Here is a 20371-nt window from a genome sequence, read left to right as displayed (position 1 = left end):
ACCTACGGGTCATGCTCTAGCGCAGGCGGATCGACGCCAGGAGGCCCTGACCCGCCTCGACCGTCAGCGAGACGCCCGCCTCCGCAACGATCTGCAGAGCATGCCCGCCGGGAACCGTGACCTCCGCATCGTCGCAGCGAGCGGTGACGGCCTCGCCCGGGGCGTAGAGGATCGAAATCCCGCCGGTCAGCGCCACGGCTTCACCCGGCTCCATCACCTTGAGATCGGCGCTGCACAGCGCCCGGTCGACGATCAGGTTGACGACCTCGACCGGCCCGTTCTCCAGCCTGCTGACCAGCGGCAGCCCACCATCATAGCGCACCGGCACGAAGGGCAGGCGCAGGTCGATCGCGCCGGCAGACCCCTCCAGCACCAGGCCCGAGCCGACGATCACCGCCTGCAGCCGCTCATAGCCGGTGAGGTCGGAGAACGGGCCGGGCTGGACGATGGCCGTGCGCCCGAGCCGCCAGACCATGCCCTCCCAGCCGGACGGGTCGGCGCCGGGCGCGGTGGCGTCGGCGATGTCGACCGTGACGCCGCCGCCATTCTTCCAGGGCTTGCTGCGGAAGCTCTCGGGCGGCAGCGGTGTCAGGCGCGTCGTTGTCATGGGGCTCTCTCAGGCTTCATCCGCCAGCGGGTGGAGGTCCCGCACCAGGCTCTTCAGGCGGTCGTCGAGGACATGGGTGTAGATCTGCGTGGTCGCGATGTCGGAATGCCCCAGCAACTCCTGCACGACGCGCAGATCGGCGCCGTTCTGGAGCAGGTGGCTGGCGAAGGCGTGGCGCAGCACATGCGGGCTCAAGGCAGCGCCCGGCAGCCCCGCCGCCCCGCCCAGCGCCTTGAGATCCCGCCCGAAGGCCTGGCGGGTGAGATGCCCGCTCTCGCCCTCGGCGGGAAAGAGCCAGCGGCCGTCGCTCGCGCCGCTCTCGCGCAGCGCCGCGAGCCAGAGCTTCGCCGCCTCACGCGACGGCTCGTTCAGCGGCACCAGCCGCTCCTTGCCGCCCTTGCCGCGCACCACCAGGAAGCGCTCGCGCGTGGTCGCGGCCGAGAGCGGCAGCGCAATCAGTTCGGAGACGCGCAGGCCCGTGGCGTAGAGCATCTCGATCAGGCAGCGCATCCGCAGCGCCCGCAGCCGCGCCGTCGGCGTCAGCCCCTCGCGCATGCAGGCCTCCCGCGCGGTCGCGATCAGCCGCTCGACATCGGCGACCGAGATCACCTTCGGCAGCGGCCGCCCGAGCCGCGGTCCCTGGATCGCCGCGGTCGGGTCGTTGGACGCGAAGCCCTCGGTGTAGAGGAAGCGGTGGAACTGCCGCACCGCCGAGAGCCGCCGCGCGGCCGAGGAGGCTTTCAGCCCTCGAGCGGACAGATCCGCCAGCCAGCCACGGATGTCGTCGGCCGTCGCGGCCTCCAGCGCCCGCCCGCCGAGGAATTCCAGATAATCGTCGATGTCGCGCTGATAGGCGTCGAGCGTGTTGCGGGCGGCGCCACGCTCGGCGGCGAGCATGTCGAGGAAGCCGTTGCGCCGCGCCTGCCCGATCCGGCTCATTTCGGCTGCAGGCGCGAGGGTGGCACGACCTCGATCATCTCGCGCGGCTCCGGCTTGACGAAGGCGACGAGGGCGACCATGCCGCCGAAGACGAGTCCGCCGAGCAGGGCCAGGAAGGCGACGAAACGAAACAGCGTCGGCACGATGAGGCGAACCCTTGAGGCTGTGACTGCGATGGCGCCGGCCATCTTTCGGGAGATGGCGGATGCCGACAAGGGCGGCGAGGCCACAAGCCGGGCAAAATGCGGCACGGGGCCTGACGTTGTGTGACGGCTCATGTTAAAGGGCGCTGAAGATCAAGGCTTCCATCGCAATGACGATCGTCGAGACGCTCGACCAGCCAAGAGGTGAGGATATCGGCCCGGACCCGGCGACGCTGCGGGCGGCGATCGGCCCGCGGGCGATCGTGCTCGTCGGCATGATGGGCTCCGGCAAGAGTTCCGTCGGCCGCCGGCTGGCGACGCGGCTCGGCCTGCCCTTCGTCGATGCCGACACCGAGATCGAGACCGCCGCCGGCATGACGATCCCCGAGATCTTCGCCCAGCGCGGCGAGCCCGAATTCCGAAGTGGCGAGCGCCGGGTCATCAGCCGCATCCTGACGACGCGTGCTCCCCTCGTCCTGGCGACCGGGGGCGGCGCCTTCATGAACGCCGAGACGCGTGCCCGCATCGCCGATCTCGGCATCTCGATCTGGCTCAAGGCCGAGCCGGAGGTGCTGATGCGGCGCGTCCGCAAGAATGCGAAGCGGCCGCTGCTGCAAACCGCCGATCCGGAGGCGACATTGCGGCGGATGCTGGCCGAGCGCGAGCCCGTCTATGCGCTCGCCGATCTCACCCTGCTGTCGCGCGACGATCCCCACGACGTCGTGGTGACGGCGGCGCTCGCCGCGCTCGACCGGCATCTGTGCACCCCTCCCGACCGGAAGCCCACACCATGACCACAGCCACCCCGCCGACCGGCGCCCGGATCACGGTTCCGGTCGCGCTGGAGGGCCGCGCCTACGACATCCATATCGGCCGCCACCAGCTCTGCGAGGCCGCCGCCCTGATCGCCGCGATGGCGCCGGGCGCCAAGGTCGCTGTCGTCACCGACGAGCGCGTCGGCGCGCTCCACGCCCCGGCGCTGGAGGCCTGCCTGCAGCAGGAGGGCATCGGCTTCACCCGCATCACCGTGCCGCCGGGCGAGGCGACGAAGTCCTATGCCCCGTTCACCGCGCTCTGCGACGCGCTGCTCGCGGCCAAGATCGAGCGCGACGACCTCGTCATCGCGCTGGGCGGCGGCGTGGTGGGTGATCTCACCGGCTTCGCGGCGGCCGTGCTGCGCCGGGGCGTGCGTTTCGTGCAGATCCCGACGACGTTGCTGGCGCAGGTCGACTCCTCCGTCGGCGGCAAGACCGGCATCAATTCGAGCCATGGCAAGAACCTGATCGGCGCCTTCCACCAGCCGGCACTGGTGATCGCCGACACCGCGCTGCTCGACACCCTCAGCGAACGCGAGTTCAAGGCCGGCTATGCCGAGGTGGTGAAATACGGGCTGATCGACGACCCCGCCTTCTTCGACTGGTGCGAGGTCAACTGGAGCCGCATTATCGCGGGCGGCCCCGAGCGCGACCATGCCGTCGCCGTCTCCTGCCGCGCCAAGGCAGCGATCGTCGCCCGCGACGAGCGCGAGGAGGGCGACCGCGCGCTGCTCAATCTCGGCCACACCTTCGCGCACGCGCTGGAGCGGCTGACGAACTACGACTCCACCCGCCTCGTCCATGGCGAGGCGGTGGCGATCGGGCTCGCCCTCGCCTTCCGCTTCTCGCAGCGGCTGGGGCTCTGCTCCGGCCAGGACGCAACCCGCGTCGCACGCCATCTCGACGCCGTCGGCCTGCCCTCGACGCTCCAGCAGGTGCCGGGCGGGGCCGGCACGGCGCAGGAGATCGTCGCGGCCATGGGCCAGGACAAGAAGGTCCGCCGCGGCGTGCTGACCTTCATCCTCGCCCGGGGCATCGGCCAGAGCTTCATCGCGCATGGCGTCGCGGCGGAGGAGGTCACGGCGTTCATCGAGGGCGAGTTGGCGGTCAACGGGCAGACGCACTGACGGACCGGGCCGCGTGCGGGTTCCGTTAACTTGGCACTTGAGATGTAAGCTTGTGGAGCCTTATCACTTTGGATTGAGGGCCAAGCTTGGGATTGGATGGAGTGCCAAGCTTGGGAGCCTAGGCATTTCCCGAGGCATTGCCACGTAGACTTAAATTGAGCAATAAACATGCATGCGCGACATATCGGCGGCGTTGAGCATTATGCGGTAGATAAGAATGCTGCTGCAAGGAGTCAAATATGAGCAAAGCCGACTTTGATAAATTCATTGAACGCCAGAGAGCTCAGGCAAGCAATTCGGACACGCTCGATGCAGCTCAACAAATTCAGGAATGGCAAGATTACCTCGACACTCTATATCGAGACGTTGAGTCATACATGCAAAAATATATCAAATTGGGATCTGCGAAGATTGAATTTCGCGACATTGAGCTGAACGAAGAATTCAGCGGAATTTATGTCGTCAGACAGATGATTCTAAGGATTGGCCGATCCAATATAAAATTTAACCCAATCGGCACCATGCTCATAGGTTCAAAGGGACGCGTTGATGTTCAAGGTCCGCGCGGCATAGTGCGTCTTGGCCTTGTAGATAAAAAAGTTACATCAGCGCGCCAGCTCATCCGGGTAACAGTATCATCTGCCGGAGAATATAAGGCTCCGCCCCACCCGGAAAGAGAGGGCGACATCGAGTGGGCGTGGAAAATCATAAGTCCTGCGCCGGACGTTCGATTCATTGATTTGACGGAAGATACATTCTTCGACGTTATACTCACTATCGCAGATGACTAAAATCGCATCTCTCTCCGATTTAGCCGAGTATCACACGGATGCTTCAGCGGCACTGCGAATCTTTTTCTCATCCGCAAGTCCTGATTATACGACGCGATTCATGACGTACCTCGCCAAAGAAGTGACGGCAGAACTGGCCGAAAGGCTGACGGAGACGGATATGCGCTCGTCTCTTGTCGCGCTCGCGCGCATCGAAGCCGCGCTTCGCCAAGACTACGAGGTACGCTGCAAGTCGAAAATGTCTGACGACGTCTCGATTAAATTCCGGAAAATTCACAAGAAACGTGGCCGCAAAGCACGGCTAGATGAAGACATATTAGCAGTATGGACTGAACATGTGGATCAATCCTCCCGTGCCATCATCAGCAAGCTACGCGGAATGCTCAAATTCAGACACTGGCTGGCTCACGGCCGCTATTGGAACCACGGCACCAAATACGATTTTCAAGATATTTATATTTTAGCCGATGCCATTGTTTCTGATCTGCCTTTACAGAATTGAGTAACGTTAATATTTATACCTTGAGCAAGCCAGAATGTAATGCGCAGAAGGTTGGTTTGTAGCTCGACCTTTTATGGGCTGAACACCAGCACCAGGAACACGAAGAACACGCTGAGATGCACGGCGCCCTCCAGCATCGTCGTGCGCGTGCCGGTGAAGGTCAGGGTTGAGAGCAGCAGCGTCATCGCCAGGATGATCATGTTGGCGTCGGACAGGCCGAGCACGACCTCCTGGCCCGTGAACAGGCCTATCGCCAGCACGGCCGGCACGGTGAGGCCGAGCGTCGAGGTGGCGGCGCCGAGACAGAGATTGATCGCGCGCTGGAGTTGGTTGGCGCTGATCGCGCGCAGCGCCGCGATGCCTTCGGGCGTCAGGACCACCATCGCGATCAGGATGCCGCCGAGCGCCACCGGCGCGCCGAGCTGGACGATGCCGAAATTCAGCACGGCCGCGAGGCTGTTGGCGAGAATGACGATCGGCAGGATGCTGGCGAGCAGCAGCAGGACGCGCAGTCCGGTCGGCCCGCCGGGCGAAAGCGGCGCCGGCTCGCTGTCCGCCGAACGCGCCGGGCGGGGGGCGGTTCGGGCCAGGGGCGCTTGGTCGCTGGTCGGCTGCTGGAAGAAGCTGCGATGCCGCCCGGTCTGCAGCGCCAGGAAGGCGCCGTAGAGCGCCAGCGTGAAGACCGAGAACGAGATCGCCTGCAGCGCCGTCAGCGTGCCGTGGCCGGTTGAGGTGGTGAAGTTCGGCAGCACCAGCGGGATCACCGTCAGCGGGATGATGACCGCGAGATAGGAGGTGGCCCCCTTCATGTTGTAGCTCTGCGCGAAATGGCGCAGCCCGCCGACGAGCAGGCCGAGCCCGACCACGCCGTTGAGCACGATCATCAGCACCGCGAACATCGTGTCGCGACCGAGCGTCGGCGCGCCCTTGGCGCCGAGCATGACGGCCGAGATCAGCGCCACCTCGATGATCACGATCGACAGCGTCAGGATCAGCGTGCCGAACGGCTCGCCCAGCCGCCCCGCCAGCACCTCCGCCTCCTGCACCACCCCAAACGCCGCCCAGATGATGACGCCGAGCAGCCAGACGAAGACCAGCGCCGCGACCGCCGGCTCGCCGAGTTGCCCGAGCAGGGCGCCTCCGAACAGCAGGAAGGCGGCGACGGTCGCCCAGGCACAGGCGAGGCGGAGGATGGTGACGGGCAAGAATTGTCCTCGGGATTGGCGGGCAGGCTTCCCGCCAGCGGCGCAAACACGAAAAGGGCCGCGCGCGGCGACCCTGCACAGGGTCAACGCGCGGCACGAGGCGAGGTTTCAGCCGATCACAGGCGCGAGCGCCTTCAGTCGAGCGCGATCGTCCGCGCCAGCGGGCTCGCGGCCTCCTCGGAGAGGGCGGCCGCCTTGTCGGTGACGAGATACTGCGCCCGAGCCAAGGCCGCAAAGCGCCCGCCCTTGGCGACGAGGTCCTCGAAGGAGCCCATCTCGATGACCTCTCCCTGCTCGAAGACGAGGATGCGGTCGGCATTGCGGATGGTGGCGAGGCGGTGGGCGATGACGAAGGTGGTGCGACCCTTCATCACCTCCTCGAGCGCCTTCTGCAGCTTGACCTCGGTGGCGGCGTCGAGCGCCGACGTCGCCTCGTCGAGGATCAGGATCGGCGGGTTCTTGAGCAGCGCACGCGCGATCGAGAGGCGCTGGCGCTCGCCGCCCGAGAGCGTGCGGCCGCGCTCGCCGACGATCGTGTCGAGCCCGTCGCTCTGGCGCGCCATCACCTCGGTGGCCTGCGCCCGGTTCGAGCGCCTCCATCATCTCCTCCTCCGTCGCATCCGGCTTGCCGACGCTCAGATTCTCGCGGATCGTCCGGGCGAACAGCATCGGCTCCTGGAAGACGACGCCGATGTTGCGCCGCAGCGAGAGCAGCGAGATCTCGCGGATGTCCTGCCCGTCTACGGTGATCCGGCCCGATTGCGGGTCGAAGGCGCGGTGCAGCAGGCCGAGCGTGGTCGACTTGCCCGAGCCGGTCGAGCCGACGATGGCGATGGTCTCGCCCGGGGCAACCGAGAAGGAGACGTCGCGCACCGCGGTGCGCTTGCCGTCATAGGAGAAGGAGACCTTCTCGAAGGCGACCGCGCCCGAGAGCGGCCCGGCGTCTGGCGCGCTCGGCAGGTCGCGCACCGCCGGCAGCGTGTCCAGCACTTCGTAGAACTCGCGCATCTTCGGCGCCTGCATGAAGATGAAGTTCACGAAGGCGACGATCTGCTCCAGCCGGCCGACCAGCATCGTGGCGAAGCCCATGAAGGTCACGATCTCGCCCACCGTGGTCAGCCCCTGCATCAGGAGCCAGGCGCCGACGACGAAGATCGCGAGCACGGTCAGTGTCGCCGAGGCGCGCGTCGCCACCGTCGCGATCGCCCACCAGGACAGGACCGGCAATTGCGCCTCGAGCAGGCTGGCGATGGTAGAGCGCAGGCCGCGCACCTCCGCCTCGATGCGCGTGAAGCTCTGGATCACCGGCACGTTGCCGAGCGCGTCGGAGGCCCGTTCGGCGAGGCTCGAATGATAGCCTTCGACATGGCTCTGCAACTTGTCGGTCTTGTGCAGGACATAGGCCGTGAGCGCGCCGAACAGCACGACGAGCGAGATCAGCAGCAGGCCGAGCTGCCAGTTCTTCCACAAGGTGAAGGGCAGCAGGACAAACAGCGCGACGAGGCTGGCGCAATGCTCGCGGAAGAAGGACAGCCACAGCGCCCACATGCCGCTGGTGCCGTCGAGCATGACCTTCAGCACGCGCCCCGAATGGGTCTGCGTGTGATAGGCCAGCGGCAGGCTGAGCGCGTGCTCGAAGAAATTCGCCATCACCGCCAGGCGCCGTCGATGCGCCAGCCGGTCGGAATGCAGCGAGACGAAGACACTGGCGCCGATGGTGAACAGCCCGAAGCCGACCCAGGCCAGGATCAGCGGGCCGATGTCGGCCCAGCTCAGCTTCTGCCCGGCCCCCTGGACGCTCGAGAGCTTGTCGATCAGCGCGCCGAACAGCATCGGCTCGGCGAAGGCGGTCGCCGCCAGCAGGATGTTGGCGAAGGCCAGGATCAGCCCCAGCCGGCGCTCGGGGCCGAGTTCGCCGAGAACGCGGGCGTAGATGGCAAACAGACTCATGATCGGATCCTGGCGGGTGCCGGGCGGCAGCGAACCTCATCCTTAACCCTTCCTTCAAGGGCCGGCGCCTAGAAATTTGAAGCGGTCGGCCAGAAGGGCCGTGCGCTCCAGTTGCGTCGAGGGCGTTGAATAATGGACATCGCGACAAGCCTCGGAATCGCGCTGGGCATCGGCACGATCGCCGCCATCGTGGTCCTGTCCGGCGGCGGCGGCGGCATGTTCTTCGATTCGCTGTCGGTCGTCATGGTCGTCGGCGGCACCATTGCCGGCACGATGATCCGCTATCCCCTCGCCGTCATGCTGGCCGGCCTGCCGATGGGTGCGCGCTACGCCTTCACCAACAAGACCTCGACCCCGCGCAGCATCATCGACGAGATCACCCAGCTCGCCGACATCGCCCGCAAGAAGGGCGTGACCGCACTCGAGAACGTCACCGTCTCGGAGCCCTTCCTGGCGCAGGGCGTGCGCTACCTCGCCGACGGCTACGACAAGGATTTCATCGTCAACACGATGGAGCGAGACCGCGACAGCTTCCTGATGCGCCTCGACGCCGGAGCCAAGGTCTACCGCGCCATCGGCGACGCCGCACCGGCCTGGGGCATGATCGGCACCATCCTCGGCATGATCATGATGTTCGCCAACATGTCCGACCCTTCCAAGCTCGGCGGCGCCATGGCCATCGCATTGCTGACGACGCTCTACGGGGCGGTGATCTCGAACCTCTTCGCCCTGCCGCTGGCCGACAAGCTCGCCGTCAAGCTCGAGGCGGAGGAGGTCGTCCGCAACATGATCATCGACGGCGTTCTCCAGATCCGCGACAACAAGAGCTCGACCCTGGTCAAGGAGATGCTGGTCGCCTACCTGCCCGACCACCACCGCGCCGCCATGGCGGAGGCCTGAGCCTTGGCCCGCAAGAAGGATCCTGTGGTCGCCGGCGCCCCGGCCTGGATGACGACCTTCGCGGATCTTCTGGCGGCGATCCTCGCCTTCTTTGTCATGCTGGCGGCCTATTCGACGCAGGACAAGGTCAAGCTGCAGGTGGTCGCCGGCTCGATGCGCGAGGCCTTCGGCACCCAGAAGGAAATCCGCTATTCCGGCATCATCGAGATCGACGGCCAGCCCAACCGCACCAAGATCAAGAATGTCAGCCCCGAGCGGCCCGACCTCCCCTCCGACCTGACGACGTCGAAGGATATGAGTCACCCCGAAGCCGCGCAGCCCACCCCGGAGAGCGCCCGCGCCTTCGCCAGCGCCGCCGTCTCGTTGCGGCAGGCGCTGCGCGAAATGCCCGAGATCGCCGAACTCGCGACCAACATCATCGTCACCGTCACCGACGACAGCCTCAACATCCAGCTCGTCGACATGGAAGGCCGTTCGATGTTCGCGGAGAACGCCGTGCAGCCGAACGAGCGCGTGCGCAAGCTGATGCTCGCAGTCGCGCCGACGATCCGCCGGCTGCCCAATAAGGTCATCATCTCCGGCCACACCGCCTCGGCCCGCCCGGGCAACCCCGGCGAGCGCGACCAGTGGGCGCTCTCGGTCGGCCGGGCGATGGCGGTGCGCGACATGCTCGCCAATGCGGGAGTCGCGGATGATCGCTTCGACTCGCTCACCGGCAAGGGGTCGAACGAGCCGCTGATCAAGGACAACCCCTATCTCGCAGTGAACCGGCGCATCTCGATCACGCTCAAGGCCGACGCGCCGGCCCTCCCCGACGTCCTGACGCCCTGACGCCCCCCCGCGCTACGGCGCTACGGCGCCAGGATCAGCGCCCAGTAGACCTGGTATTTCGAGCCGGGCGCATAGGCCGTGGCGATGCCCATCCGGGTTGCGCCCGGTGTCTTCATCACGCGGTCGTGCTGCGGCGAATCCCGCCATCCCGAAAAGGCTTCCGCCAGCCGCCGATAGCCGGCCGAGAGATTGGCCTCCGCACCGGGCTGCCCGCCGCGCGCCAGCCGCGCCTTCACCGCCTCGGCCTGCGCCGGCTTGTCGGCGGCCGCCATCGCGCTCGCCTCTTCCTGCGCCGCTGCGACCAGCGCCGGGTTGAGCTTCAAGGGGTTCAGCCCCGCATTGAGCCGATAGGCCGAGATCATCGCCCGGGCTTCGTTCGCATCGACCCGCGCCGTAGCCGATCCGAGATCGCGATAGAAGGCGGGCTGGCCGGTCCTCGCCGGTTCGGTGCAGCCGGCGGCACCGACCAGAGCCAGCGCGCCGGCGATGAGGGCAGGACAGGTCAAGGCGCGCCGATCCGCCGTGCCGCGCCGATGATTGAGCATCGCATCATTCCTTGCTGTCGTCCTTGACGGGATCCGGCGCCGGTGCCGCAGGAGCGGCCGGGGCCTCGGCCTCGGATTCGTCCTCGGAAGGCTCCGCCCGGCGCCGGCTGCGAGAGGGCGCCTTCGCGGGAGGGCCCGGCCGGGGGCCCATGACCGCGCCCTCGCGGTTCACCGCCGCGGCGATGCTGCCGAGCGATTGCTCGACGCCCTCCAGCCCCTTGACCAGCAGCTCCGGCGTGCCGGAGGCGGGCTCCATCTCGGTCAGGCGCTTGTGGATGGCGAAGTTCAGGTCGCTGGTGACGCGGCCGACGATGTCGACATCGGCCACGACGCAGACCAGGTCGAAATCCATCGTCGCGGTGCCGATCTTCTTGAACAGGATCGTCGGCGGCGGCTTCTGCATGACGTCGCCATGGGCATTGGCGACCTCGCTGAGCAGGTTCCGCACCGCCCCGGCCTCGAAGCTGCGCGGCACCGAGAGCGAGATCAGGATGCGGCCCGTGCGGTCGTTGCGGACGCGGTTCCTGACCACGCCGGAAATCAGGTTCGAGTTCGGCACGATCACCGAGGAGCGGTCGAAGGTCGCGATCTCCGTCGAGCGCACATTGATCTTCTTGACGATGCCTTCGGCGTCACCGACCACGACCTGGTCACCGACGCGGATCGGCCGCTCCCAGAGCAGGATCAGACCCGAGACGAAGTTCGAGACCACCGACTGCAGGCCGAAGCCGATGCCCACCGACAGCGCGCTTGCCACCAGCGTCAGCCGCTCGAGACTGAGGCCGAGCGCCGAGACCGCCAGCGCCATCGCCGCGAGGTAGCCGACATAGCCCGCCGCCGTGGTGATCGAGTTGCGCAGGCCCGTGTCGAGCTGCGTCGTCGGCAGGAACTTGACCTCGAGCCAGCCCTGCAGCGAACGCGTCGCCGTCAGCCCGGCCGCGAAAAGCAGGCCGCCGAAGATGATCGAGGACAGCGAGATCGTGACGCCGCCGACCTGGAAGCCGAAGAAGGCCGCCCGCAAAGAGGTAACGAAATCGGTCGATTCCAGCCCCCACGGCGCCATCACCAGCAGGAAGCCGACGATGATCAGCATCAGCTTCAGTAGGCCGGCGGCGATCACCGCGATCTTGTCGAGCGTCTGGGCACGGATTCCGAGACCGGCCTTCAGCGTCAGGGCGAGCTGGCCCTTGCCGGTCATCGCATGCGGAATGCCCTGGTCGACAAGCTGGTAGATCAACACCAGGCTACAGGCGACCATGCCGATCCAGATCACCTGCTCGGTCAGGAAGGAGGCGAAGACGACATAGCCGCCCAGGACCGACAGCGACAGGACGATTCCGATGAGCCAGCCGACAAGGCGGATCGGGCCTAGGCTCGCGCCCTCGACGGCGACATAGGGGCCGAGGCAGGCCTCCTCCTCGATCTCCTCGTTGTCGCGCAGCCGGTAGAGACCAACGACGAGCGTGACGGCGAAAATGATCACCAGCACGCTGCGCAGGATGATCGAGACCGCCAGGCCCGCAGCGATCGCCGTCAGCCAGGCCTCGAGCACCTTGCTGATCGAGAGCACCCCCGCTAGCGAGGTTCCGAGCCAGACCACGGTTGAGGCGGTCGAATCCATCACGCTGACGAGGCGCCGCTGCGGCTGGCTCGGCGCGAACAGCGCGTCGAGCAGCGCCTGGACGAAGGCCACCACGGCGAGCCCCGCCACGACGGCCGTCACCACGGGCTGGATCCGCAGCGGCAGCAGCCCGGCCGTGTTCAGCGCGGCGTAGATCAGCCAGCTCGCCAGTGCCGGCGGCGCGGCGCCCGCAACGACATGGGCGAACGCGATGTAGAGGCAATGCAGGCTGTCGGTGTCCTGCGTGTTGCTGAAGCGGGCCTTGAAGCGGGGCAGATAGCGGCGGCGGATCAGATAGAGCAGCAGCGCCCCGAGGAAGGAGAGGGCAACCAGCCCGCCGCGGAGGTCCGACATCGCCGTGGCCACGCCCGACAGCCAACCGCCGAAGATGTAACCCGAAGCCCGAAGATCCTCCGGCGCGGTCGAGAACGCGTTCGACCACATGTCGGGGCTCAGCACCGTCGGCCCCGCGGCGAAGAGCGTCTGGGCGAAGAGCGCGCGGCGGCGGTCGGCGATGGCGGTCTGCAGCTGTTCCGCCTGCGCGAAGGCGGCGCGCCCGATCTTCAGGGTCTCGTCGGCATCCGAGAAGGCCTTCGACCGCGCCTCGCGCTCGCGCAGCACCTCCGCATTCTCCGGCGGCGCGCTGGCCTCGGGCTTGGGCCCGAGCTGTTCGAGCCTCACCCTGGCCTGGTCCACCCGCGGCGCCTGCTCCTCGATCAGCTGCCGCAGCTGGTCCAGCGATGGTTGCAGGCGCATGCGCTGGCGCTGCAACTCCGCTTCCGTCGCCGTCGGCGCCGCCAGCGTCGCCTCGATCTGTGCCAGTTCCAGACGAATGGCGTCCAGCCGCGCCCGCGCCGAGCTGGCATCGGCGGGCGGCTGCTGGGCCAGTCCCTGGCCGGCTGCGAGCAGGACCATGACCAGCAGGGCCAGGGCGGCGAAGACGCGGGCCAGCGCGCGCGGCATCGGGAAGGGCACTGGGCCGGGTCGCGCAGCCATGCCGGAAAAGCCTCGCTCAGATGGATGATTCGCCGCTGGCTCGACCGTCGCCACAGCTCCGGCGACAAGGCAAGCGCGGCGCAGACAATCGGCAGACAAACGCAAAAACCTGTCGTGAAGGGAACGGCAGAAGGGGCGCGGCGCGGCCGCCGTCTCCTCCATTCACGGCAAAGCGGACATCTTCAAGGCGCCCCCACCATGGACCGCGCAGATCAGGACACGACCTCGCAGATCAGGACTTGCTTTTGCCCTTCGGCCGCGTCCGGTTGCGATAGCTGGCGTTGCCGAGCCCGGTGCCGATGGTCAGCACCGCCCAGTGCTCGACATCCTGCATGGCCGGCATTTCGCTCAGGCCCTGGATCACGGCATCGTTGTGCATCGTCACCAGCGTCTCGTGCTCGCCGATGGTCGGCACCAGGGCGCGGATGCTGTCGACCAGGTTGAAGCGGCTGCTTTCCCAGTTGCCGGGCAGGTTCTGGGCGCCGCGATCGATCGCACCATGCGGCCCGATCATCCCGGGGCAGCCGACGCCGATGAAGGGAGCCAGCCTCAGCCCGTCTTTCTTCGCCTGCTTGATCTGCCCCTTCAGCATCTTGCACAGTCGCGCGATCGCCTCGTCGCGGCTCGGCTCCTCATCGGCATGCCGCCAGAGTTCGGACGAGGACACGCGCGCTTTGCGCAGATCGGGGGCCTTGCCCTGGCGCAGTTCGACGATGCCGGTGCGGATGTTCGAGCCGCCGATGTCGACGGCGACCAGGCTGTCGAAGCCCTCGAAAATCCATGTCGGCGCGAGATGGGCGCTGCCGACGAGGCCCGCCTCGTCGGGATGATGGCTGACCGGCACCAGATCGATGCCGTGTCCGTCGGTGCTCAGGATGATTCCGGCGCGCCCGATCGCGAGCTCGCCGACGCGGCTGTCACGGAAGCCGCCGCCGACCACGATGCGTTCGACCTCGGCCCAGCTCTTCAGCCGTACGAAACGTCGGATCACGAAGGCCAGCGACTGGGCGAAACCCTCGATGGCACTGAGCACCAGCGCCGCCTGGTGCGGATCGCCATCCGACAGCAGCGCATCGAGGTCGCGCTTGCTGATTGCCCCGGTATCCCCCTTCAGGGGATCATCGCTCTGGGCGCGCAGATGATCGCGCAGCGCGTCGAGATGCTCGACGAAAGCTCTCCGGCTGGCCTTGTCGCCGACGAAGCCGTCCTCGTCGCGCATTTCGAGGTTGTAGCTGGTAACCACGACCGAGGGCAGCTCCAGGGCGCCATGCGGCCCGTGGGGCCGTGCGTCCCTGGTGCGGGTCGTCCCTGCCGCAGCGCCGCCCATCTCTGATCCCCCCGGCATGCCCGTTCAGCCCGCCAAGCAAACCCTCGATGCGAGGCGAGGTTCCGGCCGCGCATGAAAGCGCCTGGCGCATGGCGCGCCTGCGCCGGCCGCGCCGCTTTCGCCTCGCTCGCCGGTTGACCCGGCCCGGCGTTCTCCGCTCCATGGGCCGATCTGCAGAAAGACGCCGTCCAGCGGCGCGAGACGGACACGCGATCCGCGTGCCGGGGGGATGACGGAATGGAAGTGCTGATCAAGACGGTGCTCATCGGCATCGGCGCCACGGCTCTGCTCGACCTCTGGGCGATGCTTCTGAAGCGTGTCTTCGGCTTTCCCCTGCCGAACTGGGCCCTGGTCGGACGCTGGTTCGCGCATCTGCCGCGCGGACGCGTCCTGCACGAGGACATCACCCGATCGCAGCCCGTCCGCAACGAACTGGCGATCGGCTGGATCGCGCATTACGCGGTCGGCATCCTCTTCGCGGGCATCGTCGTCGCCATCTGGGGCGCCGGCTGGGTCCGCAACCCGGCTTTCGTGCCGACGCTGATCGTTGGCCTCGCCACGGTCGGCTGCGGCTGGTTCATCCTCCAGCCCGGCATGGGCGCCGGCATTGCCGCTTCGAAGCGCGCCAATGCCAATACGGTGCGGCTGCTGAACATCGTCGGCCACACCGTCTTCGCGGTCGGCCTCTGGGGCACCGCCCTCCTCATCCGCTGAATCCCACCTTCCTCTGTTCGAGACTGACATCATGGCCAGCACGCTCTTCATCAATGCCCGCATCGTCGACGGCACGGCGCCGGAAGCGGGCGCGCCCGTCAGCGTCCTCGTCGAGGGCGGCACCATCCGCGAGGTCGGCAAGGCCGTTTCCTCCGCCAAGGCCAAGGTTGTGGATCTGAAGGGCAAGACCCTGATGCCTGGCCTGATCGACGCCCATGTCCATGTCGTCGCCGGCGTCGCCGATCTCGGTAAGAACGCGCAGCTGCCGGATTCCCTCGTCACCGCACGCTCCTTCGTGATCATGCGCGAGATGCTGATGCGTGGCTTCACCACGGTGCGCGATGTCGGCGGCGCCGATTTCGGCCTGAAACAGGCGACCGAGGAAGGCCATTTCCCGACGCCGCGTCTCGTCATCTCCGGCAAGGCGCTGAGCCAGACCGGCGGCCATGCCGATTTCCGCGGCCGCTATGACGACGCCACGACGCCGCTGACCCGCCACCGCCTCGGCGCGCTCGGGCGCATTTGCGACGGGCTCGACCAGGTCCGCCGCGCCGCCCGCGAGGAAATGAAGGGCGGCGCCGACTTCATCAAGATCATGGCCAATGGCGGCTGCGCCTCGCCGACCGATCCGATCCACTTCCTCGGCTTCTCGGTCAGCGAGCTCGAGGCGATCGTCGAGGAGGCGCGGATGGCAGGTACCTACGTCTCCGCCCATGTCTACACCGACGAGGCGATCCGCCGCTGCGTCGAGGCCGGCGTCCATTCGCTGGAGCATTGCAACCTGATCGAGGCCGAGACGGCCAAGCTCGCCGCCTCGAAGGGCGCCGTCGCGGTTCCCACCCTCGTCACCTACGACAAGCTCGTCACCGACGGCCCCAAGCTCGGCTTCCCGCCGGATTCGGTCGCGAAGGTCGATGTCGTCCGCTCGGCCGGCATGAACTCGCTGGCGGTCATGAAGAAGGCCGGCCTCGCCATGGCCTATGGCTCAGATCTGCTCGGCGAGATGCACAAATACCAGTCCGAGGAGTTCGTCATCCGCGGCCGCGCTTTGCCGGCCCATGAGGTCATCGGCTCGGCCACCCATGTCGCGGCCAAGCTGCTCAAGCTCGAGGGCCAGATCGGCACGATCGCGCCCGGCGCCCATGCCGACCTGATCGTCGTCGACGGCGACCCGTTGAAGGACCTCTCGCTGCTCACCCGCCAGGGCAGGCACATGCCGCTGATCATGAAGGGCGGCGCCTTCATGAAGCGCGCGAGCCTGGGCTGAGGGCAACCGCGTCATGCTCGGGCGAAGACCCGAGCATCTCGTGACCAGATGTCTCCGGCGCCTCATCCGGCCGGAGATTCTCGGGTCAAGCCCGAGAATGACGCCCATTCACCCCGCCAGGTTGAGAACCCGCGTCTCATAGGCGTAGAGCTGCTTGAACCCCAGCGAGCCATACAGGCGGAGCGCGACGGCGTTGGTCTGGTCGACCTGGAGATAGGCCTGCCGGCACTCCATCGCGCGCGCCCAGCCCATCAGCCCGCCGATCAGGCGCCGGCCCAGCCCCTGGCCGCGATGGGCGGGATCGACCACGACGCTGCCGATCTCGGCCATGCCGCGCTCGGCGACGCTCATGCCGAAGGCGACCGGCTCGCCCGCGATCAGCCAGGTCGCGAAGGCGGCCGGCAGCCGCACCGCGCCTACGATCGCCGCAAGCTTCTCCGGATCCGACTTGATGCCGCTTTGCCGCGCCGCCACCCCGGCGATCCAATCGGCGCTCGGGCGCGCCTCGATCTGGAGGTCGGGCTCGATCTCGGCCACCACGTCGTCGAGCGGACGGATCAGCCCGAAGGAGGCGTCGCGCACGACATAGCCGCGGGCCTTGACCATCGCCAGCGTCGCCTCGCCGACCAGCGGCGTCAGCCGGATACAGGGCGGCAGCCCGTCCGACCGGAACAGCTCCTCGATCAGCGAGAGCGTCGCCTCGTCGAGTTCGGCGCCGGGCTTGAGCGGCGAGGCGGAGTTCGCCCGGCCGGAATAGCCGCCCGCGAAGCGCACCACCCAGTCGTCGATCAGGAGTGTCGCCGGCGACGGCCAGGCATTGACGATCCGCCGCTCGCAAGCGAGCACGAGCCCCATATCCGTGTCCGTCGCCATCGCCGTCATCCCTGTCCGGCCTTCCGCGGGGTCGGCCGCCAGCCGGGCGGCGCCATCTCGAAGCCCTCGAAGGAAAAGCCCGGCGCCACGGTGCAGCCGACCAGCGTCCAGGCGCCGAGCGAGGTCGCGCTCTGCCACCAGCCCGCCGGCACCACGAATTGCGGCCGCTGCCCGGCCGCGAGATCGCCGCCGAGATGATGGGCCGAGGCGTCGTGCCCATTGGGCGAGACGCTGATCACCAGCGGCGCCCCGGCATAATGGTGCCAGATCTCGGCCGCGTCGCAGCGATGCCACTCGGACGTCTCGCCGGTGTCGAGGAGATAGTAGATCGCGGTGCCGACACTGCGGCCGTCGACCTCCCGCGGGTCCCGGAAGGTCTCGCGATAATGGCCACCCTCGGGATGGGGCTTCAGCTCGAGCAGACGGATCACCTCGGCAGCGCTCAGGCCGTTGAGTGTCATGCGTGACGCCCCTTTCTAGAACCGGTTCTTGGCTTCGCGCAGCGCGGCGAAGACCTCGCCCGCCGGCGCGCCGTTGAGCCCGACGGCCGCGGCCAGCGCGCCTTCGCCGGCCCGGAAGAACGGGTTGGTGGCGGCTTCCTCGGCGACGCTCGTCAGGGCCCAGAAGCGTCCCTCCGCCTTGGCTGCCTCGGCCTCGGCGAGCCGGGCCGTCAGCGCCGCATTGGCCGGCTCCATCGCCGCGGCGAAGCGGGCGTTGGAGAGCGTGTAGTCGTGGCCGCAGAGCAGCCGCGTATCGCCCGGCAGCGCCATCAGCCGCGACAGCGAGGTCCACATCGCCGCCATCTGGCCCGGCTGGACGCGCCCGCAGCCCATCACGAAGACGACGTCGCCGACGAAGGCGAGCTTCGCGCCGCGCGAGACGAAGCTCAGATGCCCCTCGCAATGCCCCGGCGTATGCCAGATCTCGAAGCTCTCCCCGCCGAAGGACACAGCGTCGCCCTCGGAGAGGACGCGGTCGAGCGGCGCCTGGCCGGCGGCGTCGGCCGGCCCGCAGACCTTCGCCCCGGTCGCCTGCTTCACCGCGGCGACGCCTTGCGTGTGGTCGCCATGGGCGTGGGTGACGAAGATCTCGCTGATCGACCAGCCTTTGGCCTCGGCCGCGGCCATAACCTCCCCGGCATCGGGCACGTCGATGGCGGCGCAGGCGCCGCTGGCGGGGTCGTGGAGCAGTGCGCCGGCATTGTCGCCGAGCGTGCGGAAGACGTGGAGATCGAGCGCCATGGGAGTCTCCGGAAGAACGCGGTTCTGTCGCGCATAAACAATGCCGCCCGCCGACACCAGCCTGCCGGGCCGGCAGCGAAGCCCCGAAGGCCCGCCGGCCGCCCTTGCGCAGCCCCGCCCGGCATCACATCTTCCAGCGGCATGTCCCTCGACGTCGCCGATCTGCGCAGTTTCTATGCCAGCCCGCTCGGCCATGTCGCGCGGCGCTTCATCGGCACGGCGATGCTGCGCTTCTGGCCCGATTGCGCCCGCCAGCGCCTCCTCGGCCTGGGCTACGCCACCCCCTATCTCTCCGTCCTCGGTCGCGACGCCGAGCGGGTGATCGCCTTCATGCCGGCTGCGCAAGGCGTGGTGAACTGGCCGCATCAGGGCCTGTCGGCTTCCGCCCTGGTCGAGCCGACGCTGCTGCCGCTGCCGACCGCCTCGATCGATCGCGTGGTGCTGGTCCATGCGCTGGAGGAGACCGAAAGCCCCGACGACCTGATCGAGGAGGTGGCCCGCGTGCTCTCGCCCGGCGGGCGCATGATCCTGGTCGTGCCCAGCCGTCGCGGCCTGTGGGCGCGCATGGACGGCACGCCCTTCGGCCAGGGCCGGCCCTTCAGCCGCAGCCAGCTCGAGGCGCTGATGCGCTCGGCCGAGTTCTCGCCCGAAGGCTGGTCCGAGGCCCTCTACGTGCCGCCCCTGCGCCAGAGGCTGCTGCTGCGCTCGGCCGCGGCCTGGGAGCGTCTCGGGGCGGGGCTGTCCCTGCCCTTCGCCGGCGTCCACGTCATCGACGCGACCAAGCAAGTCTATCGGCGCATTCCGCTGCGGGCGACCCGGCGCAGCTTCGCCTTCAGGCCGATCCTGCTGCCGCAGCCGACACCGGCCCCGCGGATCGGAAGGGATCCCGGTCGCCCTCCTCCGGGTTGACAAAGAACCCGACGCGCGACCAAGGTCCGCCGCTTTTCGCGAGCCCGGTTCCGCAAGACGCTCGATGCGCAGGGACCTCCCGGCGCGGAACCTGAACTGGACCACGATGCGAAGCTATCTCGATTTCGAAAAGCCGGTCGCCGAACTGGAGGCGAAGGCGGATGAGTTGCGAGCCCTCCAGGCCAAGGGCGAGGGCTATGCCCTGGCCGACGAGATCGGCAGGCTCGACGCCAAGGCCGCGCAGGCGCTCAAGGAACTCTACGGCGCCCTGACGCCCTGGCAGAAGACGCTGGTGGCCCGCCACCCGCAGCGCCCGCACTTCAAGGACTACTGCGCCGCCCTGATCGAGGAGTTCACGCCCCTCGCCGGCGACCGCGCCTTCGGCGAGGACGAGGCCATCGTCGGCGGCTTCGGCCGTTTCCGGGGCGAGCCGGTCTGCGTCATCGGCCAGGAGAAGGGTGATTCGACCGAGACCCGCATCCGGCACAATTTCGGGATGGCCAAGCCCGAGGGCTACCGCAAGGCGGTCCGCCTCGTCGAGCTGGCCGACCGCTTCGGCCTGCCGGTGCTGAGCTTCGTCGACACGGCCGGCGCCTATCCGGGCATCGAGGCGGAAGAGCGCGGCCAGGCCGAGGCCATCGCCCGCTCGACCGAGACCTGGCTCGGCCTGCGCACGCCGAGCATCGCGCTCGTCATCGGCGAGGGCGGCTCGGGTGGCGCCATCGCGATTGCGGCGGCCAGCCGGGTCATGATGCTGGAACACGCGATCTACTCGGTGATCTCGCCGGAAGGCGCGGCCTCGATCCTCTGGCGCGACACGGCGCGCGCGCAGGACGCCGCCACCGGCATGAAGATCACGGCACAGGATCTCCTGAAATTCGGCATCATCGACCGGATCGTCAGCGAGCCGACCGGCGGCGCGCACCGCGACCACGATGCCGTGATCGCGCGCGCCGGCGACGCCCTGTCGTCGGCGCTCTCGGAGCTGGGGGGGCTGTCCGCCGACGAAATCGTCGACCGCCGCGCCGAGAAGTTCCTGGCGATCGGGCGCAATCTCTGACGCCGGCC

20 protein-coding genes and 1 pseudogene are annotated in these 20371 nt (G+C 67.9%); 10 read left to right on the top strand and 11 right to left on the bottom strand.

Annotation, left to right across the window (positions count from 1 at the left end; genetic code table 11):
• Nucleotides 1–16: 16 nt before the first annotated feature.
• The 3 genes from SJY11_RS04330 to SJY11_RS04320 are packed head-to-tail and all read right to left on the bottom strand — an operon-like array spanning nucleotide 17 to nucleotide 1689.
• Nucleotides 17–607 carry a HutD/Ves family protein gene (locus tag SJY11_RS04330; RefSeq protein ID WP_376985198.1) on the bottom strand — a complete coding sequence of 197 codons (591 nt, stop codon included), beginning with the start codon at nucleotides 605–607 and terminating at the stop codon, nucleotides 17–19.
• 9 nt (nucleotides 608–616) lie between these two features.
• On the bottom strand, nucleotides 617–1546 hold the full coding sequence (locus SJY11_RS04325) for a site-specific tyrosine recombinase XerD (protein WP_376985197.1): 930 nt from the start codon (nucleotides 1544–1546) through the stop codon (nucleotides 617–619).
• Nucleotides 1543–1689, bottom strand: a complete 147-nt coding sequence (locus SJY11_RS04320) for a histidine kinase (protein WP_305689369.1) — start codon at nucleotides 1687–1689, stop codon at nucleotides 1543–1545. The genes SJY11_RS04325 and SJY11_RS04320 overlap by 4 nt, the downstream gene beginning before the upstream one ends.
• 170 nt (nucleotides 1690–1859) lie before the next feature.
• Between SJY11_RS04320 and SJY11_RS04315 the strand changes: the two genes are divergently transcribed.
• From SJY11_RS04315 to SJY11_RS04300, 4 genes are all read left to right on the top strand, one after another.
• The gene (locus SJY11_RS04315) at nucleotides 1860–2483 is read left to right on the top strand and encodes a shikimate kinase (RefSeq protein ID WP_376985196.1); all 624 of its coding nucleotides are present in this window, start codon (nucleotides 1860–1862) and stop codon (nucleotides 2481–2483) included.
• Nucleotides 2480–3631 carry a 3-dehydroquinate synthase gene (gene aroB / locus SJY11_RS04310; protein WP_376985195.1) on the top strand — a complete coding sequence of 384 codons (1152 nt, stop codon included), beginning with the start codon at nucleotides 2480–2482 and terminating at the stop codon, nucleotides 3629–3631. The genes SJY11_RS04315 and aroB overlap by 4 nt, the downstream gene beginning before the upstream one ends.
• A gap of 239 nt (nucleotides 3632–3870) precedes the next feature.
• Nucleotides 3871–4422, top strand: coding sequence for a hypothetical protein (locus SJY11_RS04305; protein WP_376985194.1), 552 nt, complete (start codon nucleotides 3871–3873; stop codon nucleotides 4420–4422).
• A gap of 100 nt (nucleotides 4423–4522) precedes the next feature.
• Entirely contained in the window at nucleotides 4523–4924 is a 402-nt protein-coding gene (locus tag SJY11_RS04300; RefSeq protein ID WP_376985193.1) for a hypothetical protein, read from the top strand.
• A gap of 71 nt (nucleotides 4925–4995) precedes the next feature.
• On the opposite strand, the gene SJY11_RS04295 is transcribed toward SJY11_RS04300, so the two are convergent.
• A complete protein-coding gene (locus SJY11_RS04295; protein ID WP_376985192.1) occupies nucleotides 4996–6129 on the bottom strand; it encodes a calcium:cation antiporter in 1134 nt (377 codons plus the stop codon).
• Between the two features lie 134 nt (nucleotides 6130–6263).
• Nucleotides 6264–8079, bottom strand: a pseudogene (locus tag SJY11_RS04290) (glucan ABC transporter ATP-binding protein/ permease).
• Between the two features lie 132 nt (nucleotides 8080–8211).
• Between SJY11_RS04290 and SJY11_RS04285 the strand changes: the two are divergent.
• Nucleotides 8212–8979, top strand: a complete 768-nt coding sequence (locus tag SJY11_RS04285; protein ID WP_376985191.1) for a motility protein A — start codon at nucleotides 8212–8214, stop codon at nucleotides 8977–8979.
• A gap of 3 nt (nucleotides 8980–8982) precedes the next feature.
• The gene (locus SJY11_RS04280; protein ID WP_376985190.1) at nucleotides 8983–9810 is read left to right on the top strand and encodes an OmpA/MotB family protein; all 828 of its coding nucleotides are present in this window, start codon (nucleotides 8983–8985) and stop codon (nucleotides 9808–9810) included.
• A 20-nt stretch (nucleotides 9811–9830) separates the two neighbouring features.
• Here SJY11_RS04280 and SJY11_RS04275 read toward each other — a convergent pair whose 3' ends face one another.
• The 3 genes from SJY11_RS04275 to SJY11_RS04265 form a co-directional block, all read right to left on the bottom strand.
• Nucleotides 9831–10316, bottom strand: a complete 486-nt coding sequence (locus tag SJY11_RS04275) for a CAP domain-containing protein (protein ID WP_376985189.1) — start codon at nucleotides 10314–10316, stop codon at nucleotides 9831–9833.
• Between the two features lie 43 nt (nucleotides 10317–10359).
• Nucleotides 10360–12972: a DUF3772 domain-containing protein gene (locus SJY11_RS04270; protein ID WP_376985188.1), complete on the bottom strand. Its 2613-nt coding sequence runs from the start codon at nucleotides 12970–12972 to the stop codon at nucleotides 10360–10362.
• Between the two features lie 232 nt (nucleotides 12973–13204).
• A complete protein-coding gene (locus tag SJY11_RS04265; protein WP_376985187.1) occupies nucleotides 13205–14299 on the bottom strand; it encodes an ROK family protein in 1095 nt (364 codons plus the stop codon).
• Between the two features lie 237 nt (nucleotides 14300–14536).
• Between SJY11_RS04265 and SJY11_RS04260 the strand changes: the two genes are divergently transcribed.
• Both SJY11_RS04260 and SJY11_RS04255 read left to right on the top strand, forming a co-directional pair.
• Entirely contained in the window at nucleotides 14537–15013 is a 477-nt protein-coding gene (locus tag SJY11_RS04260) for a DUF2938 domain-containing protein (RefSeq protein WP_376985186.1), read from the top strand.
• A gap of 31 nt (nucleotides 15014–15044) precedes the next feature.
• On the top strand, nucleotides 15045–16280 hold the full coding sequence (locus tag SJY11_RS04255) for a metal-dependent hydrolase family protein (RefSeq protein ID WP_376985185.1): 1236 nt from the start codon (nucleotides 15045–15047) through the stop codon (nucleotides 16278–16280).
• Nucleotides 16281–16388: 108 nt separating this feature from the next.
• On the opposite strand, the gene SJY11_RS04250 is transcribed toward SJY11_RS04255, so the two are convergent.
• The 3 genes from SJY11_RS04250 to gloB are packed head-to-tail and all read right to left on the bottom strand — an operon-like array spanning nucleotide 16389 to nucleotide 18394.
• Entirely contained in the window at nucleotides 16389–17153 is a 765-nt protein-coding gene (locus SJY11_RS04250) for a GNAT family N-acetyltransferase (protein WP_376985184.1), read from the bottom strand.
• 5 nt (nucleotides 17154–17158) lie between these two features.
• Nucleotides 17159–17614 (bottom strand): cupin domain-containing protein, encoded by a 456-nt coding sequence (locus SJY11_RS04245; protein ID WP_376985183.1) that lies wholly within the window; start codon nucleotides 17612–17614, stop codon nucleotides 17159–17161.
• Between the two features lie 15 nt (nucleotides 17615–17629).
• Nucleotides 17630–18394 (bottom strand): hydroxyacylglutathione hydrolase, encoded by a 765-nt coding sequence (gene gloB, locus SJY11_RS04240; RefSeq protein WP_376985182.1) that lies wholly within the window; start codon nucleotides 18392–18394, stop codon nucleotides 17630–17632.
• A gap of 141 nt (nucleotides 18395–18535) precedes the next feature.
• Here gloB and SJY11_RS04235 point away from each other — a divergent pair, with 141 nt between their 5' ends.
• Both SJY11_RS04235 and SJY11_RS04230 read left to right on the top strand, forming a co-directional pair.
• Nucleotides 18536–19303 (top strand): class I SAM-dependent methyltransferase, encoded by a 768-nt coding sequence (locus SJY11_RS04235; RefSeq protein WP_376985181.1) that lies wholly within the window; start codon nucleotides 18536–18538, stop codon nucleotides 19301–19303.
• Nucleotides 19304–19409: 106 nt separating this feature from the next.
• The gene (locus tag SJY11_RS04230) at nucleotides 19410–20363 is read left to right on the top strand and encodes an acetyl-CoA carboxylase carboxyltransferase subunit alpha (RefSeq protein ID WP_376989250.1); all 954 of its coding nucleotides are present in this window, start codon (nucleotides 19410–19412) and stop codon (nucleotides 20361–20363) included.
• The last annotated feature ends 8 nt before the right edge of the window (nucleotides 20364–20371 follow it).

Source organism: Allobosea sp. R86505, from assembly GCF_042466375.1.
In the GTDB taxonomy this organism is placed as follows: Bacteria; Pseudomonadota; Alphaproteobacteria; order Rhizobiales; family Beijerinckiaceae; genus Allobosea.
The sequence above is the reverse complement of the archived record's forward strand: the minus strand, read 5'-3'. Positions and strand labels throughout refer to the sequence as shown.